Annotated in this window: 13 protein-coding genes, 3 tRNA genes, 1 pseudogene, 1 riboswitch and 1 other annotated feature; of the genes and pseudogenes, 3 read left to right on the top strand and 14 right to left on the bottom strand. The window is 34.4% G+C overall.

The genetic code is table 11. The features are described 5' to 3' along the window. Window positions 1-242: 242 nt before the first annotated feature. The 3 genes and pseudogenes from OEI98_RS00170 to OEI98_RS00160 form a co-directional block, all read right to left on the bottom strand. Window positions 243-968 carry an SGNH/GDSL hydrolase family protein gene (locus OEI98_RS00170; RefSeq protein WP_004399473.1) on the bottom strand — a complete coding sequence of 242 codons (726 nt, stop codon included), beginning with the start codon at window positions 966-968 and terminating at the stop codon, window positions 243-245. A gap of 590 nt (window positions 969-1,558) precedes the next feature. Beyond that, a tRNA-Arg gene (locus tag OEI98_RS00165) sits at window positions 1,559-1,635 on the bottom strand. A gap of 70 nt (window positions 1,636-1,705) precedes the next feature. After that, window positions 1,706-4,434 (bottom strand): annotated as a pseudogene (locus OEI98_RS00160) (UPF0182 family protein). Window positions 4,435-4,640: 206 nt separating this feature from the next. Between OEI98_RS00160 and OEI98_RS00155 the strand changes: the two are divergent. Further along, window positions 4,641-5,858 (top strand): LCP family protein, encoded by a 1,218-nt coding sequence (locus OEI98_RS00155; protein WP_266038829.1) that lies wholly within the window; start codon window positions 4,641-4,643, stop codon window positions 5,856-5,858. 61 nt (window positions 5,859-5,919) lie between these two features. Here the strand turns inward: OEI98_RS00155 and OEI98_RS00150 are convergent. From OEI98_RS00150 to lepB, 4 genes are all read right to left on the bottom strand, one after another. After that, window positions 5,920-6,013 (bottom strand) — tRNA-Ser (locus OEI98_RS00150). Between the two features lie 33 nt (window positions 6,014-6,046). Further along, window positions 6,047-6,136 (bottom strand) — tRNA-Ser (locus tag OEI98_RS00145). An 82-nt stretch (window positions 6,137-6,218) separates the two neighbouring features. Next, window positions 6,219-7,490: a serine--tRNA ligase gene (gene serS, locus OEI98_RS00140; protein WP_003869969.1), complete on the bottom strand. Its 1,272-nt coding sequence runs from the start codon at window positions 7,488-7,490 to the stop codon at window positions 6,219-6,221. Between the two features lie 36 nt (window positions 7,491-7,526). Beyond that, window positions 7,527-7,717 (bottom strand) — a binding site (T-box leader). A gap of 48 nt (window positions 7,718-7,765) precedes the next feature. Next, a complete protein-coding gene (gene lepB, locus OEI98_RS00135) occupies window positions 7,766-8,296 on the bottom strand; it encodes a signal peptidase I (protein WP_003869970.1) in 531 nt (176 codons plus the stop codon). A 137-nt stretch (window positions 8,297-8,433) separates the two neighbouring features. Between lepB and OEI98_RS00130 the strand changes: the two genes are divergently transcribed. After that, a complete protein-coding gene (locus tag OEI98_RS00130) occupies window positions 8,434-8,580 on the top strand; it encodes a hypothetical protein (RefSeq protein WP_266038826.1) in 147 nt (48 codons plus the stop codon). Window positions 8,581-8,706: 126 nt separating this feature from the next. Then, complete coding sequence (ytvI, locus tag OEI98_RS00125; RefSeq protein WP_003869972.1) at window positions 8,707-9,771, top strand: sporulation integral membrane protein YtvI; 1,065 nt, start codon at window positions 8,707-8,709, stop codon at window positions 9,769-9,771. Between the two features lie 18 nt (window positions 9,772-9,789). On the opposite strand, the gene ribE is transcribed toward ytvI, so the two are convergent. The 7 genes from ribE to leuB form a co-directional block, all read right to left on the bottom strand. Then, on the bottom strand, window positions 9,790-10,254 hold the full coding sequence (ribE, locus tag OEI98_RS00120) for a 6,7-dimethyl-8-ribityllumazine synthase (protein ID WP_003869973.1): 465 nt from the start codon (window positions 10,252-10,254) through the stop codon (window positions 9,790-9,792). Between the two features lie 73 nt (window positions 10,255-10,327). Further along, on the bottom strand, window positions 10,328-11,518 hold the full coding sequence (locus tag OEI98_RS00115) for a bifunctional 3,4-dihydroxy-2-butanone-4-phosphate synthase/GTP cyclohydrolase II (protein WP_003869974.1): 1,191 nt from the start codon (window positions 11,516-11,518) through the stop codon (window positions 10,328-10,330). Window positions 11,519-11,554: 36 nt separating this feature from the next. Continuing rightward, complete coding sequence (locus tag OEI98_RS00110; RefSeq protein WP_003869975.1) at window positions 11,555-12,178, bottom strand: riboflavin synthase; 624 nt, start codon at window positions 12,176-12,178, stop codon at window positions 11,555-11,557. Window positions 12,179-12,188: 10 nt separating this feature from the next. Next, window positions 12,189-13,271: a bifunctional diaminohydroxyphosphoribosylaminopyrimidine deaminase/5-amino-6-(5-phosphoribosylamino)uracil reductase RibD gene (gene ribD, locus OEI98_RS00105; protein ID WP_266038825.1), complete on the bottom strand. Its 1,083-nt coding sequence runs from the start codon at window positions 13,269-13,271 to the stop codon at window positions 12,189-12,191. 84 nt (window positions 13,272-13,355) lie between these two features. Next, window positions 13,356-13,470: riboswitch (FMN riboswitch) on the bottom strand. Beyond that, window positions 13,468-15,132, bottom strand: a complete 1,665-nt coding sequence (ilvB, locus tag OEI98_RS00100) for a biosynthetic-type acetolactate synthase large subunit (RefSeq protein ID WP_266038823.1) — start codon at window positions 15,130-15,132, stop codon at window positions 13,468-13,470. (Overlaps the previous riboswitch by 3 nt.) Further along, window positions 15,077-16,807, bottom strand: coding sequence for a dihydroxy-acid dehydratase (gene ilvD, locus OEI98_RS00095; RefSeq protein WP_416237341.1), 1,731 nt, complete (start codon window positions 16,805-16,807; stop codon window positions 15,077-15,079). The genes ilvB and ilvD overlap by 56 nt, the downstream gene beginning before the upstream one ends. Further along, window positions 16,804-17,871, bottom strand: a complete 1,068-nt coding sequence (gene leuB / locus OEI98_RS00090; protein WP_003869979.1) for a 3-isopropylmalate dehydrogenase — start codon at window positions 17,869-17,871, stop codon at window positions 16,804-16,806. The genes ilvD and leuB overlap by 4 nt, the downstream gene beginning before the upstream one ends. Between the last annotated feature and the right edge of the window lie 2 nt (window positions 17,872-17,873).

The raw sequence follows: 17,873 nt of genomic DNA, 5'->3' as shown, positions 1-17,873 counted from the left end.
ACTCTAGGGAGGTATATATTATTTCCACTTGAAATTATATCACACAAAACATTCATAGTAAACATTCTCAACAAAATTTTTTTAATTTTGTTCAACTTTTATAATAGTTGTAGCAAAATTATTATTTAATACAAAAATAGATTGTCACAGATTCCTTACTTCCTTGATAAAAATAAAAGGATATCGTTACAACATAAGTCTTTGCTATCTTTTTTTTAAATTTTGGATTAATCTTTATATGTTTACTCTTTCAAAAGATATGTATAATTTCTCTGCAGATACTCATATATCTTATGTGCTATTATTTTATGGCCTTTTTCATTAGGATGAATACCATCTGCACAAATAAATTGCCTAAAATCTGGGTAATCCAAAAAAGCGCTCCTTATATCAATAAGCCTTGTTTTTGTTTCTTCAGCTATACTCAATATAGCTGAGTTATACTTTTCCTGCCACCAATATATTTTAGTCACACTGCCTAACCACTTTAAAATGTTTTTGCCCATCTCTTCACTGTTTTTACTTATCCATTTAAAATATCTGTCAGCATCCAAAGGAGGTAATGTCATTAACACAGGAATTATGTTTGCATCATCTAAGGATTTTATCAATTCTTTAAGCTTTTCTTTAAAAATATAAAAATCTGTTTTGGGTCTATGCTCATCATAAGGATTCTTTGCAATTTCTTCCCAGTCGAAATCACAGTCATTTCCTCCAAATTCTATTACAACTATATCAGGTTTATCTTTTGACAAGTACCTCTTCAAAGTGTCAATACCTTTTAAAAGAGTGTTCCCAAACTTAGCAATATTTTTTACTGTTCCTTTTATGTTATTCTTTAGTAAATTTACATAATTTACATCTGATATAACATATTTATTTTTTTCTTCGCTGTATACTACACCCCTTGAAATAGAGTCCCCTGCTATAACAATGTCATAATAATTCTGCAATGTCACACTGGCCATTTTTACCACCCCACCATAAAATTTTTATTTGCCAAAACATCAACTGACATCAACCATTTTGTAACAAAAGTTAACTTTTTAGCAATTTCCATTATCATTATACCACTAATAACCACTTACACCAATGGAGGAAATTTGGCACTTTTGTACAAAATAATGTCGCTTAAGTCCAAATAATCGGAATTTCTAACACCAGGTGAAATAGTTAAGAAAATTAGAAAAATGCTAAAAATGAAGCAAAGAGAATTACAGGTTTGTATAGATACCTAAATATAAAAAGAAAATATTGGATGTTAATATTGCAAAAGTGCCTACTTACTTGCTTCGTAAAAAGGTGAAAAATATGAATAAAAATAGAAATACTGGTTTTTTATATCATTGCAGATAATTTCGGATATAGGAAATTGGTAGATAGAATTGCTGTTTTAATGTTAGTATACAATATTAATAAGTCACCTGTAGACATGTCATTTCTATCTATTATGATGTTATGCCTTCAATAATATTTGGAGCTTTTGCTGGGAATGCATGAAAAATATAAAAATCAAAAAAGGTATCGGCGCAATTCCGATACCTTCAATCTCTCAAAATGGTGCGCCCGGAGGGAGTCGAACCCCCAGCCTTTTGATCCGTAGTCAAACGCTCTATCCAATTGAGCTACGGGCGCTTAAGCTATAATATATAATAACACATTTTAATTTCAATTGCAATTGTAACTTTGCTTTATTTCCCTTATATTATTTTTTCACACTTTTATTTAATTCATCTAATATCTTCCTTAATTCCTCCATATATTTTCCAAAATCAGACCAATTTCCTTTCTGAACTGCTTCCATAGCGTTTTGATATGTTTCATGAGCCTTCTCTATAAGCTGCTTTTGTGTATCATTTGCTGTATTTGAAGGTACATTTTGCTGAGATATTTGCTGAGTATTCAGGTTAAACAATTTATTTAAAGCATTTTTTAAAGTATCTTCCATTACAATCTGGTCTTTATAAGCTACAATAACTCTCTTTACTTCTGGCAATGCATTCTGATTTTGCGACTGTATATACAAAGGCTCTACATAAAGCATAGAATCATCAATCGGAATCGAAAGGAGATTTCCTCTGCTGACTGTTGAGCCCTGTTGGTTCCACAAACTTAATTCTTTAGAAATATTAGGGTCTTGATCAATCATGTTTTCTATTTGCAAAGGTCCATAAATAATGGTATTTTTGGGAAATTTATATACAATAAGTTTGCCATAATTTTCTCCGTCCATTCTCGCTGCCATCCAAGCCACCATGTTAGCTTTTGTAGCAGGAGTATAAGGTATCATTAAAATGTATTCTTCTTTAGTTTCTCCTGGCAGTTTCATTATCATATATTGAGATTCTTGGTACTCTATTTTATCTTCAAATTTTTCTTTTGCAATATCCCATGCGTCTTCTTTATTGTAAAACACTTGTGGGTCAGTCATGTGATAATTTTTATAAACCTCTGCTTGAATGTCAAATAGAAATTGAGGATACCTTATATGCTGTCTCAAACCAGGAGGCATTTCTTTTATATCTCTAAATAATGTAGGGAAGATTTTGCTATATACTTTTATTAAAGGATCATTATTGTCTGAAATATAGTACTTAACATCTCCATTATAAGCATCTACTACTACTTTCACAGAATTTCTTATATAATTGATTCCCATACTCCCATAAGGCTGAGAATATGGATAATTGGCAGAATAAGTGTAAGCGTCTATTATCCAATATAATTTACCATTATCTATTACAATGTAAGGGTCATCGTCATAGAGCAAAAAAGGAGCTATTTTAGAAACCCTTTGCTCTATATTGCGATATATGAGTATCTTACTGTCTTTTGTTATATCAGTAGACAATAAAATTCTTGCATCCCCTGTATATATGCTAAAAAGTATCCTGTTTATAAATGTCATAGGTATACCTGTAGTTCCTTTATAATTTGTCTGGACATTTTTGTCTCCAGAAGGATAATCAAATTCTCCAGTTTTTGTATTTACAATAGCATAATCGTTAGTAAGTTCTCCAAAGTAAATTTCAGGCCTATCAATTTTTATATCAGTATTAGTAGAAGGTGGTATGTTTTTTATTATCATAGCCGGTTGGCCTGTTGGTGTAACATCATTGACTAGAGACATTACTACACCGTAGCCATGGGTATATTTTAAATGCAAATTTATCCATGTTTTTGCTTGAGGAGATAAACTCTCATGGTCCATCTCTCTTGCTGCTAAAAATACTTGCCTGTACTTTCCACTTATTGTATACCTATCCATGTCAATGTCATTAAACTTGTAATAAAGCCTTATCGCTTGTAATTGATTATACGCCTGTTTAACTGGTCTATAGTCGTTAATCATTATATTATCAATAGTAGCCTTATTTTCTTCCAAAACTTTAGGAGTTAACTCTTTTTTCATATCATAATTTTTTTCTGTTACTCTATCTAACCCAAAAGCCTTTTTTGTGTATTCTATGTTATAGCTTATATATTTTTTTCTTTGTCTAACTCATTAGGAGAAACAATTAAATTCTGAACGGCTGTTTCAGTGATCACCATTATGGCTGCTAAAATTATTATAATAGCCGGAGCAGCAACTATATATTTTATATTTTTCTTATAAAATCCTATCAAAAGTAAAATAGCTGCTACAAAAGAAATTATTGCAAGTGCCCTGTAAAACTGCAGTGAAACGTGAATATCAGTATAAGTCGCTCCAAAAACTATACCTTTGGTAGAATACAAAAGTTTAAAAGCTTTTAAATAATACCCTATGCCCATGAGTACAAAAAAGATAAATCCTAAGAGGACAACTTCTTTAAATGCTTTTATTAAAATGTCTTTGTTATAAATGGCTTTAAATAAATTTCCGTCTCTGTCTGAAATCTCATAAAACCTTGTTTTATCAGACAAGTACATTAGTCCATACGCGATTATTACGACAACTATCATCACAGGTATAAACACAATTAAAAGATTATAAATATCATAAAAAAGCGGTAACTTAAACATATAGAAGCTAATGTCTTTATGAAATATGGGGTCAGTTTCATTAAAATCTACAGAATTTACAAAAAACAATAAATCATTCCACCAATTTGTCGCTGCATATAGCGTTATAAATAGTGCAATTAATAGAGAAATAGCAATACCTAATCTTCTATATATGTTAATATTCTTTTTAACGATTATATCCTGTGCAAAGTTAACATAATCTCTTATTATCTTGTTTGTATAAAAATACAACACCATAAATACAAGAATGAAAATCGGCACACCCATTGTAAGCTGAGTCAAAAATTTTTTAAAAAATACATTAAGATAATGCAAATCAGAAAACCATTGAAAATCCACGAGGATGTTTATAAAATTTACAATAATTCCCAAAATCACAAAAATTAAAATGATAAAAGAAATTAAAAAAATATTAGGTCTTTTCAAACTCAGCACCCCTTTTTCATAGCTTTTCTTTTTATTAATTATATCATAATCTTGATATGTAGTCTTTAAATAGAGAAAGAAGGAGAATAAACTTAATAAATATTTAATAACTTGTAACATTCTATTAATTGACTTTTAATTTTTAAAATGCTATATATTCATTATATAAACAAAATAATGGTACGGTAGTTATAGGAGGAAAAACCATGAAAAGAATATTAAAAATAATAATTCTTATTATAATAGGTATTGTCCTTTCCCTTGGTGTGGGAACTTATATATTTTATAAAAATATTCATGTCCCTGCTTCAAATGAAAAAAATACTTCTACCGTTAGTAGAAATGAGTCTCAAAATAAAGAGCAAGCTATAGAAAGGAAAAACATTCTTTTTGTAGGCAGTGATGAAAACAATTTATCAGATACTATTTTTGTAATAAACTATGACGCTGTAAACAAAAAAATAAATATATTATCAATTCCAAGAGATACATACTATCCAAGGCCAGGATTTAACGCTCCAGAAGAGAAAAAAATAAATGCTGCCTTTTCTGAAGGAAAAATTGAAGGGTTAGAAAAAGCAGTAGAAGATTTATTAGGTATCAAAATCGATAATTATGTAATTTTAAATTATGAAGGTTTCAAAAAAATAATAGATACAATCGGGGGAGTAGAAGTCGATGTACCCTTTAACATGAAATACGATGACAACAGTGCAAATCCCCCTCTTCATATAGATTTAAAAAAAGGTAGGCAAGTATTAGATGGAGAAAAGGCAATTCAGTTTGTAAGATATAGACATGGTTATGTAGACGGTGACCTTGGAAGAATAAAGGCACAGCATCAATTTCTCGAAGCTTTCTTAAAAAAAATGCTGCAACCCTCAATATTACCAAAAGTACCTTCTTTAGCAATAGCAGTCAGTCAATATTTGAAAACAGACTTAACCGCCTCTGAGATAACTCAATACGCTTATCAATTTATAAAAGACAAGCCTTCGACTATAAATGCAATGGCTCTTCCCGGAGAAGGCCGATATGAAGGAAATACCAGCTATTTCTTTGTAGACAATATAAAAGTTCAAGAAATAGTAAAAGAACTTTTTAGCGATGAGGTTTCAACCTCAAATACTTCAACAACATCTTTTGCAGAAAACAAAAACATAAAAGTAGAAGTGTTAAACGGTGCAGGAATACCAGGGCTTGCCACAAAGTACGCTGAAGTTTTAAAAAATGAGGGTTTTGACGTTGTGAAAATCGGAAACGTCATTGGCATGACTTTTATTTCTTCCCATGTATATGCAAGAACAGATGAAGAAAGGGCTGAAAAAGTCGCAAAAACTCTTTTTATAACCAATGTAGAAAAAGATATCTCTCCTGATGCAAATGTAGATGTGACAGTTATATTAGGCAAAGACAAAGAATAAAAGTAGGCAAAAGCCTACTTTGTATTTTTTCTATGAAAAATAGAGCAACACTATAATAAAATGGCGGAGAAGGAGGGACTCGAACCCTCGCGCCGGGTTATCCCCGACCTACAGTCTTAGCAGGACCGCCCCTTCACCATCTTGGGTACTTCTCCACGTTAGTTGCTCATAAAAAAATATTAACTTTCTGGCGGAGAGGGTGGGATTCGAACCCACGGCTCCGTGAAGGAGTCACTGGTTTTCAAGACCAGCTCCTTAAACCACTCGGACACCTCTCCCAGCTGGGACGATATAAAGTATATCATACCCCAGCTTTATTGTCAATATGCTTATATAGTATAATATTGGAAAACAATATATTTATTTCTTTATCACATCTACTTTCATGTATGGCCTTAAAACTTCTGGTATTACAACAGATCCATCTTCTTGTTGATAATTTTCTAATATTGCAGCAAAAGTTCTTCCTACAGCAACTCCAGAGCCATTTAAAGTATGGACATATTGAGCCTTTCCACCGTCTTTAGGCCTATACTTTATATTAGCTCTTCTTGCTTGAAAGTCTTCACAATTGCTACAAGAAGAAATTTCTACATATCGTCCATAGCTTGGCATCCACACTTCTATATCGTATTTTTTAGAAGCAGTAAAGCCTAAATCTCCTGTGCATATGGCCACTACTCTGTAAGGAAGTCCTAACGCCTGCAATACTTCTTCAGCATCTCTAGTCATTTTTTCTAACTCTTCATAGGATTTGTCTGGCTCTGTAAATTTGACAAGTTCAACTTTATTAAACTGGTGCTGCCTTATAAGCCCTCTCGTATCTCTTCCTGCAGAACCTGCCTCTTGTCTAAAACAAGCGCTATAAGCACAGTGGTATATTGGAAGCTTATCGCCGTCTATTATTGTGTCTCTGTACATATTAGTAACAGGCACTTCTGCCGTTGGTATCAAAAAATAGTCTGTACCGTAAACTTTAAAAGCATCCTCTTCAAACTTAGGAAGTTGACCTGTGCCAAACATGCTTCTTCTATGTACCATAAAGGGAGGAAACACTTCAGTATAGCCATGTTTTTCAATGTGTAAATCTAACATAAAGTTTATAAGTGCTCTTTCTAGTCGTGCCCCCAAACCTTTATAAAAAGTAAATCTAGAACCTGTAACTCTTGCAGCCGCTTCAAAATCTAATATACCTAATTCCTCCCCTATTTCCCAATGAGGTTTTGGTTCAAAGTCAAATTTCCTCGGTTCTCCCCATCTCCTTATTTCAACATTATCTTCATCACTATCGCCAATTGGAACACTCTCATGAGGTATATTAGGGATTGTCCATAAAATTCGCTCCAATTCTTCTTCTACTTCTTTTACCTCTTGTTCCATTTCTTTAATCTTATCCGATAATTCTTTCATTTCAGCAATCAAATCGCTAGCATCTTTGCCTTCTCTTTTAAGTTTTGCAATATTGTCTGATTCCACATTTCTACGATTTTTTAATGTTTCCAACTCCACTAGCATTTGTCTTCTTTTTTCGTCTAATTCTAAAAACCTATCTATATCTGCTTTTTCTCCTTTAAGCTCTACAGCTCTTCTTACAGCCTCTGGATTATTTCTTATCCTCTTTACGTCTAACACTTTACCACACCTCCCTTAAAAATAATTCCCGTCCCATAAAGGGACGGGAATGCCGTGTTGCCACCCTCTTTTGGCTTAAATAAGCCCTCCACATGATTTAACGGTCGCCCGAAGGTCATTACACCTTAGCTCCGGGATGGAATTCATAAGTAAAACTTACTGGTTCGCACCCACCACCAGCTCTCTTAAAAGTTTATACTTACTACTCGTCCCTTCATTGCCGACAATATTATGTTTTTTAATATTATACTACTTTATAACACTACTTTCAATAACTATTTTCCAGACATAGAACCAATTCGATCAGGAGGCCAAATTCTAAAAACTATTTTACCCAAAATTTGGTCTTTTGATACATACTTGTGCTGCCAAAATCTACTATCCATAGACTCATTTCTATTATCACCTAACATAAAATAATGACCAGGTGGGACGACATATGGTCCAAAATTGCCTTTCATAGGTTCTTTTATATAGGGCTCCTTAACTACTTTTCCATTTCTTATTAACTGACCATTTTTTATTTCAATTACATCTCCACCAATGCCAATAACTCTTTTTACAAAATTAACTTTTGGGTCGTCAGGAAAACGAAATACTACAATATCTCCTCGTTTTACAGGTTCAAACCTGTATATAAACTTGTTTACAATAAATTTATCATTTATTTGAATAGTATTTAACATTGAACCTGTGGGTACATCTACCAATTCAAAAACATAAGTTCTTATAAACATTGCAATTAAAAAAGCAAGAGCTATAGTAAATATCCAGCTTAATATTTCTTTTTGTACATTTTTGCCCATATTTTCTCTCCTCACTTAAAAGTACAGTGATATTATAGCATAAACTTCAAACAAATTCTAATTTTTTTATTTTGTATGCATATTTTTCTAATATATGTCAATAATAAAATTAAAGAATTATTTGGGAGAGATGTAAAATGAGAGAAATAGAATATCTTCTAGATTTAGCCGAAATAAAAGACACAGAGTACAAAAATTTATTGGCTTTACTTTCCCTCATAGATTTACTAGTAGAAAAAGGAATTATAACGCAAGCGAACTTGCCCAAAAATCAAAAGAAATAGCAAAAATAAAAACCGCCCTTTAAAAAATCCGTTTCGGCGGATTTTTTTATTATAGTCAATAATTACTCTTAATGATAGACTTTCATCAATTCTCATATTATAATAAAGAAAAAGGAGGTCAAAACGGTGAATAATTTTCTATTGAGATACGGTGATATAATAAAAAAAACACTGCTCATTGTTGCTGTCTTTATTATATTTTACTTAATCATATTTAAAATTATTCCTTTCTTGATGCCATTTGTAGTGGCTTTGCTTTTCGCTGTGATAATCGATCCTGGTGTAAATTTCTTAGAGAAAAAATTAAAGGTGCCGAGAGGATTAGCATCCTTTATTTTACTTTTGATATTAATAGGCGTGATAGGATCACTTATTGCAATATCAATAACACAACTTATATATGAACTAAGTTCTCTTGCGGAAATAAGTACAAATTATGCAAATACTATTAATGACATAATTTTAAATCTCGTTGATAGAATAAGAATGTATTACGTAACATTACCCCCAAATATTACATCCCTTATTGAAAACAACATGCAATCGATTTTAAACTATATATCATTATTTGCAAAAAATCTTGCTACATGGCTTTTGAATTTTGCAACAAAATTGCCTAATTTTTTCTTTATGACTTTGATAACACTCGTTGCTACTTTTTTTATAAGCAAAGATAAACAGCTTATACTAGATTTTATAAAAAGGCAGATTCCATCTCATTGGGCACAGCATGCAAAAAATATTCAGGTAGACCTTTTAAAGACATTTTTCGGTTATCTGCGAGCAGTAGCAACAATAATGCTTATAACCTTTTTGGAAGTCTCCATAGGCCTTGCAATGATAGGTTTTGACTATCCATTTCTATTGGGTCTTCTTGTAACCATTGTAGATGCATTGCCCGTACTTGGTTCTGGTGCTGTCATGGTACCATGGGCGCTTTATAACATCATAATGAAAAACTACATGGTAGGGATATATCTTTTAATACTGTACGGCTTGGTGGTAGTTGTAAGACAAATGATAGAGCCTAAGATTGTAGGTCAGAGTATCGGACTTCATCCTCTTGTTACGCTTTTATCTATGTTTATAGGTGCAAAACTTTTCGGTGCTTTAGGGCTTGTAATAGGGCCTGTATTTGTAGTAGTATTTAAAGCTCTTCAAAAAGCAGAAATTATTCCTCCTTGGAAATAAAATAAGGGCATTTTGCCCTTATTTTATTTCATCTATTAGATTTGCCATCTCTATTGCTGTAACGGCTGCCTCAAAACCTTTATTCCCACCTTTTGTTCCCGCCCTTACAATAGCTTGCTCAATTGTATCTGTGGTAAGAACGCCGAATATAACTGGAACTTCTGTATCAAGAGATATTTTTGCAATACCTTTTGATACCTCATTTGCAACGTAATCAAAATGGGGTGTCTCTCCTCTTATTACTGCTCCAAGTGCAATTACTGCATTATATCTTTTAGATTCAGCCATCTTTTTAGCTATAAGTGGTATTTCAAATGCTCCAGGTACCCATGCAATTTCAATATCTTCATTTAAAGCACCATGCCTTTTTAGGGCATCAAGTGCTCCTTCGAGAAGTTTGTTAGTTATAAATTCATTGAATCTGCTTACCACAATTCCAAATTTCTTTCCTTCTACCGTAAGTTTTCCTTCGTATATTTTCATAACTATGCACTCCCCTTACTAGTGTTCTTCACTGTGCTTATAATTACATTCAATTCACTTTTTGCATAGCATTTCACACTTCCAAAATTAGATGTCCCATTTTTTCTTTTTTTGTTTTGAGATATTTTTCATTATAATAATTTGGACAAATTTCTATAGGAATCCTTTCTACAACCTCAAGACCATAGTCTAATAATTCCATAATTTTTTGCGGATTATTTGTCATAATCCTTATCTTTTTAACTCCTATATCTTTCAAAATCTGGGCAGCTATGCTGTATTCTCTTAAATCGGGTGGAAAGCCAAGCTTAATATTCGCTTCAACAGTATCAAACCCTTGATCCTGCAAATGATACGCCTTAATCTTGTTTAAAAGTCCTATACCCCTTCCTTCCTGTCTCAGATAGACTAGTACTCCTCCTTCCTGTCCTATTCTTTCCATTGCCGCATGAAGCTGGTCACCACAGTCACATCTTAATGACCCCAATATATCCCCCGTCAGGCACTCTGAATGTATCCTCACAAGTACAGGATCCCTATTTATGTCTCCTTTAATCAGAGCTACATGCTGTTTTCCTGTTAATATTTCTTCATACCCGACAATTTCAAAATTCCCATATTTTGTTGGAAGTTTCGCCTGTGCTACCCTTCTCACAAGTATTTCATTTTTCATTCTGTACTCTATTAAATCTTCAATAGATATAATCCTCAACCCAAATTTTTTTGCAAACTCCAAAAGGTCAGGCAGCCTTGCCATATTTCCATCATCTTTTATGATTTCGCATATTACTCCAGCAGGTTTGAGTCCCGCAAGAACTGCAAGGTCTACAGCTGCTTCTGTATGTCCTGCTCTTACTAAGACACCACCATCTTTTGCTCTTAAAGGAAAGATATGTCCTGGCTTTGTAAAATCTTCTGGCTTTGAATTATCATCTACTAATTTATTCACCGTTAGTGCTCTTTCGAAGGCAGAAATACCAGTGGTACATTCTTTATAGTCTACAGATACAGTAAAAGCAGTTTCTTTATGGTCAGTGTTATTCTCAACCATCTGGTAAATGCCAAGGTCATCAAGTCTCTTTTCTGTCATTGGAACACATACAAGACCCCGTCCATACTTTATCATAAAGTTGATATGTTCTCCGGTAACTTTTTCTGCTGCCATGACTAAGTCGCCTTCATTTTCCCTGTTTTCATTATCAACAACAATAATCATTTTTCCTTGCTTTATATCTTCTATTGCATCTTCTATCCTATCAAACATAGTCTTTCCTCCTTAACTTAGAAAAGTCATCTAAATCTATATAAATCCATTTTCTTTCAATAAATCTTTTATATCCTTTTGCGCTATTAGTTTTTCTACATACTTAGAAAGTATATCAACTTCGATATTCACACTATCTCCTACCCTTTTATAACCCAATGTCGTCTTAAGCATTGTATGTGGAATAATTGAAACAGTAAAATAATCATCTCCATCTTCAACAACCGTTAAACTTATACCATCTACCGCAATGCTTCCCTTACGCACAATGTATTTTGTAAATTCTTTATTGATAGCTATCTTAAATATAAAAGCATTTTTTTCCTGCCTTTTGTCTATGATTTTTCCAGCGCAATCTATATGACCAGTTACGATATGCCCACCCATTCTCCTTCCAACTTGAAGTGCTCTTTCAAGATTGACAATGTTTCCAATTTTTAAATCTTTTAAATTGCTTGCTCTCATGGTTTCAGGCATAACGTCAGCTACAAAACTTTCGTTTGACATATTAGTAACAGTTAAGCATACACCGTTAACTGCTATACTATCACCTATTTTTGTTCCCTCAAGGACTTTGCTACATTTTATAACAATTTTTGTAAAAGTACCATGTATAATATTTTTAACAGTTCCTGTTTCTTCTATAATTCCAGTAAACATACGCCATAACCTACTTTCTTACATATGCTGTTATTAGTATATCATCATCTATTCTATCAATCTCTATATTTTTTAATTCTATTGAATTTTCTATATTTGAAAAGCCTATACCTTCTACAGGTGTTAAAGCATTTTCTCCTCCTACTATTCTAGGTGATATAAAAAACATAACTTTATCAACAATTCCCTCTTTAAGTGCAGACCAATTTAATGTCCCACCGCCTTCAATCAATACACTATCAATCCCCCTCTCTCCAAGTTTTATCATTAGCTCTTTTAAAGGTACTTTTCCATTGTCGTTTTTTAATATAATAACTTCAATATCCATATCTTCAAGTTTCTTTCTTACACTGTTTGGCATAAGTTCTGTTGTAGCAATTATCGTTTTTGCCGCTTTGTCTCTTATTACATTTGAGGCAAGTGGCGTTCTACCTCTACTATCCACAATAATCCTTACAGGACTTTTGTACCCCTCTAACCTTGTTGTAAGCATTGGGTTATCCTTAATTACTGTATTTACCCCAACCATAATCGCGGATACACGTCCTCTTATTTTATGAGCAAATTTTCTTGATTTCTCATTTGTAATCCATTTAGAATTTCCATTATAACAAGCAATCTTCCCATCAATGCTCATAGCAGATTTTAATATTACAAATGGAATTTTTGTCGTAATATATTTAACAAATATTTCGTTGAGTTTCCTCGCTTCTTTCTCCATCATCCCCACATGTACTTCTATTCCCGCCTCTTTTAACCTTTTTATACCATTTCCGCTAACTTTGGGATTTGGGTCTTCCATCGCTATATACACTCTCTTAATGCCAGATTTAATTATTTCTTCAACACAAGGAGGCGTTTTGCCATAATGGCTGCAAGGTTCAAGTGTTACAAACATAGTAGAACCTTTAACATCTTCAACTGCATTTTTTAATGCATTTACTTCAGCATGGGGACCTCCAAAATATTCATGATAACCCTCACCTATTATTTTTCCATTTTTAACTATTACAGCACCCACAAGTGGATTAGGGTTTGTATGTCCCCATCCTTTTTCAGCCAGTTTTAAAGCCATTTTCATATATTCTTCCAATTTAATCCCTCCTATACTAAAAAACCCAGAAGGTTAAACCTTCAGGGTTAAAAAATCCCCAGAGAACATATTCCCTGAGGAATATTTCTCCTTCTCCCATCCAGACTTTAACTGTCGGCCTCGGAATTTCACCGAGTCTGCCAAAAGGCTCGCGGGCTATACCGCCGGTACGGAATTTCACCGATCCCCGAAGGTTTTATCCAATTGTATTTTCAACAGTACCACCTGCAGGAATAAAAGGAAGCACCATCTCATCTTTGTCTATAATACATTCTATCATAAAAGGTCTATTTTCGCTATAGGCTTTTCTAAAAGCTTTTTCGAATTCTTCCTTTGTTGTAACTCTTATTCCTTCTACTCCAAAGTCATTTGCAAGCTTAGCAAAATTCAAATTTGCGTTCAAATCTGTCTGCGAAAATCTCTTGTCATACAAAAGATTTTGCCACTGTCTTACCATTCCTAAAGTTTGGTTGTTGAGTAGTACCGTTATAACCGGAATATTATATACAGCAGCTGTTTCTAAGGCATGTATATTCATTCTTAAACTTCCATCACCTGCAATGTTTACAACTCTTTTATCTGGCTTTCCCACTTGTGCACCTATTGCAGCAGGAAGCCCAAAGCCCATTGTCCCTAGTCCTCCTGAGGTAACAAAAGTCCTGGGCTGTTTAAATTTATAATACTGCGCAGCCCACATTTGATTTTGTCCCACTTCAGTGGCTATTATAAGGTCATCGTTTGAAAGCTGTTGAATTTTTTCTACTATCCACTGAGGCCTCAAAACTTCATCGTTTTTATACTTTAATCCGTGCTTTTCTCTCAAGAAAGAAACTTCCTCTAACCATTCTTTTCTCTCAATGAATGGAAGTTTATTCGTTAAAAGTTTCAATACTTCTTTTACTTTACCTATAATTGCTACCTCTACTTCCACGTTTTTCCCTAATTCTGCAGGGTCAATATCAATATGGACTATTTTGGCATTCGGTGCAAGTCCTCCTGCTTTGCCAGCGACTCTGTCGCTAAATCTCGTTCCTATCGCTATCACAAGGTCTGACCTATATACAGCCAAATTTGCAAATCTGCTTCCATGCATGCCAATAAGACCTAATGACAAAGGATGGTCTTCTGGAAAGCATCCTAACCCCATTAAAGAAGTAGCAACAGGTATATTGGTCTTCTCTGCAAATTCTATAAGTTCCTCTGATGCTTCTCCCCAAATCACTCCTCCTCCTGCAAATATTACAGGTTTTCTACTTTGCAAAATGAATTCAATGGCTTTGTCTAACTCTTTTTGCGAAACTATTCCATTGACATTGTTTTTTATATTAATACTATCTCCCATTTCCTTAACATATTCTATATCAGCATTCTGTATATCTTTTGGAATATCTACTAACACAGGACCAGGCCTTCCACTTTTGGCTATTGCAAATGCCTGCCTTATTGTATCTGCCAGTTTATCAGGAGACTTTACAATAAAGTTGTGTTTAGTTATAGGCATTGTAATTCCTGTTATGTCAACCTCTTGAAAAGCGTCTTTCCCTATGAGATTTGTAGGAACCTGTCCTGTTATCGCCACAACAGGTACTGAATCCATATAAGCATTAGCTATACCCGTTACAAGATTGGTAGAACCGGGGCCAGAGGTAGCAAAGCAAACCCCTACCCTTCCCGTAACTCTTGCATAACCATCTGCCATATGGGCTGCCATTTGCTCGTGAGTAGCTAAAATATGCCTTATATCAGAGTCATAAAGAGCATCATAAATGGGAATAACTGCTCCTCCTGGTATGCCAAATATAGTATCAACGCCCATCTCTTTTAAAACTTCTATAACTACTTGCGCTCCTTTTAACTTCATATACCTCCCCCTTAAAAACTGCACCTGTATTTGCAGAAGTCACCTGTTCTGCATATCTTGCCATATAACCAGTTTTTATCTTTGGTTCAGGTCTTACCCATCTTTTCATTCTTTCTTTAATCTCCTCATCAGTTAATTTCACATTAATTTTTCTTGCGGGAATATCAATTTCAATAATATCCCCATCTTCAATAATCGCTATTTCTCCTCCTTCCATAGCTTCCGGAGAGACGTGTCCTATGGAAGCTCCTCTTGTTGCACCTGAAAATCTACCGTCTGTTATAAGAGCGACATCTTTGTCAAGTCCCATACCTGCAAGGGCTGAAGTAGGACTTAACATTTCTCTCATTCCCGGCCCACCTTTTGGACCTTCGTATCTTATTACTACCACATCGCCTTTCTGTATTTTCCCACCATATATTGCTTCAATAGCCTCTTCTTCAGAATTAAATACCTTTGCTGGTCCTTCATGTCTTAACATCTCTTTTGCTACAGCAGATGCTTTTACAACAGCTCCTTCTCTTGCAATGTTCCCGTACAGTATCGCAAGACCTCCAGTACTGCTGTAAGGGTTGTCTATTGGCCTTATCACATCATGATTTAAAATTTTCGCGTCTTTTATATTCTTTCCCAATGTCTTTCCTGTAACTGTTAACACTTCAGTATTTATGAGATCAGCTTTCGTCAGCTCTTTTAAAACAGCTGAAATTCCGCCTGCAAAATAAAGGTCCTCTATGTGGTATTTCCCTGCAGGACTTAATTTACATAAATTAGGTACTCTTGTACTAATCTCATTAATCTCATTTAAAGGTATATCTACGCCTGCCTCATGAGCTATAGCTTTTAAGTGCAATACTGTATTTGTAGAACCACCTAAAGCCATGTCTAAACTAAAGGCGTTTATAAATGCCTCTTTTGTAAGTATATCGGAAGGTTTAATTCCTCTCTCTACAAGCTCCATGATTTTCATTCCAGCTTGTTTTGCAAGTCTTATCCTTTCAGAATAAACAGCTGGAATTGTGCCATTTCCTGGAAGTCCCATTCCTAAAGCTTCTGTCAAGCAATTCATAGTATTTGCGGTAAACATACCAGAGCAGGAACCACAGGTAGGGCAAGCGTTAAGCTCTATCCTGTAGAGGTCTTCCTCAGTGATTTTACCAACCTTGTGAGCCCCTACCGCCTCAAAAACACTGCTCAAATCACAGGTATCTCCATTACACTTTCCTGCAAGCATTGGGCCTCCGCTTACAACTATTGCAGGAATATTTAGGCGTGCTGCTGCCATAAGCATTCCCGGTACTATTTTGTCGCAATTAGGTATAAGCACAAGCCCGTCAAACCCGTGGGCCATTGCCATGATTTCAATGCTATCTGCAATAAGTTCTCTACTCCCTAAAGAGTATTTCATACCTTTATGGTTCATGGCAATGCCATCACAAACACCAATAGTGGAAAACTCTATAGGGGTTCCTCCTGCCATTCTGATGCCTGCTTTTACAGCTTCAGCTATTTTGTCTAAATGCATATGACCTGGTATAATTTCATTTTTTGAGTTTGCAACTCCTATAATAGGCCTTTTTATCTCTTCATAAGTCAAGCCTAAAGCATATAAAAGTGACCTATGCGGCGCCTTTTCAACTCCTTTTTTTATGCTATCGCTTATCAATCTCCTCACCCCTTTACATACTCTACCACTTTATCTCCCATCTCCTGAGTATTTAAAATTATTCCTTTTCCTAAATCAAAAGTCCTATAACCTGCCTCTAAAACTTTATTTACTGCATCCTTTATGTCATTAGCAGCATCTATAAGGTCAAAAGAATATTCCAGCATCATAGCAACTGACAGTATTGTAGCTAAAGGATTTGCTTTTTTTGTTCCAGCAATATCTGGAGCAGAACCGTGTATAGGTTCATAAAGCCCCACTTTATCTTCTCTTAAGCTAGCAGAAGGAAGCATACCTATAGAACCTGTAAGTTGGGAAGCCTCGTCACTTAATATATCGCCAAACATATTGGAAGTGAGAATTACATCAAATTGAGAAGGATTTTTAATTAGTTGCATAGCACAATTATCTACATACATATGGTTTAACTCAACATCAGGATATCTCTTACTTATTTCTTCTACCGTTTTTCTCCACAATCTTGAAGAATCCAAAATGTTTGCCTTGTCTACAGAAGTGACTTTCTTTTTCCTCTTTAAAGCCGCTTCAAAAGCAATAACCGCTATCCTTTCTATCTCTGAAGTCTGGTACACTTCTGTATCATAAGCCTTAAAACCATAATCTATAGCAACTGTTCCTCTCGGTCCAAAATAAATGCCACCAGTAAGTTCTCTTACCACAAGAATATCTAAACCCTCTTGTAATAACTCGTTTTTTAAAGGAGAAGCTTCTTTTAAAGGAGGATAAAGAACAGCAGGCCTTAGATTTGCATAAACCCCTAGGCTTTTTCTTAAAGCCAGAAGACCCGCTTCTGGCCTTTTATCCCCCTCAAGGTCATCCCATTTATGTCCACCTACTGCTCCCAAAAGAACAGCATCGCTGGAAAGACATGCATTTTTTGTCTCTTCCGGATAGGGAACACCATATTTATCTATAGCTTCTCCTCCAAAGGGATACTTTTTTACATCAAATTTAAGTTTGTACTTGTCTTCTATAGCAGACAAAACTTTTAACCCTTCTTCTATGACTTCAGGTCCAATTCCATCTCCAGGCAAAACAGCAATTTTAAACAATG

The sequence above is a fragment of the Thermoanaerobacter sp. RKWS2 genome (assembly GCF_026240795.1).
In the GTDB taxonomy this organism is placed as follows: domain Bacteria; phylum Bacillota; class Thermoanaerobacteria; order Thermoanaerobacterales; family Thermoanaerobacteraceae; genus Thermoanaerobacter; species Thermoanaerobacter ethanolicus.
This window is presented reverse-complemented; position numbering and strand designations above follow the sequence as displayed.

Coding starts and splice junctions, on each gene's coding strand:
- OEI98_RS00110 (WP_003869975.1), bottom strand. CDS start 12,178: ATGTTTACTGGAATTATAGAAGAAACAGGAACTGTTAAAAATATTATA.
- OEI98_RS00170 (WP_004399473.1), bottom strand. CDS start 968: ATGGCCAGTGTGACATTGCAGAATTATTATGACATTGTTATAGCAGGG.
- OEI98_RS00115 (WP_003869974.1), bottom strand. CDS start 11,518: ATGTTTGATAGGATAGAAGATGCAATAGAAGATATAAAGCAAGGAAAA.
- lepB (WP_003869970.1), bottom strand. CDS start 8,296: ATGGGCAAAAATGTACAAAAAGAAATATTAAGCTGGATATTTACTATA.
- ribE (WP_003869973.1), bottom strand. CDS start 10,254: ATGAAAATATACGAAGGAAAACTTACGGTAGAAGGAAAGAAATTTGGA.
- ilvB (WP_266038823.1), bottom strand. CDS start 15,132: ATGAAGTTAAAAGGAGCGCAAGTAGTTATAGAAGTTTTAAAAGAGATG.
- OEI98_RS00130 (WP_266038826.1), top strand. CDS start 8,434: ATGAGAGAAATAGAATATCTTCTAGATTTAGCCGAAATAAAAGACACA.
- OEI98_RS00155 (WP_266038829.1), top strand. CDS start 4,641: ATGAAAAGAATATTAAAAATAATAATTCTTATTATAATAGGTATTGTC.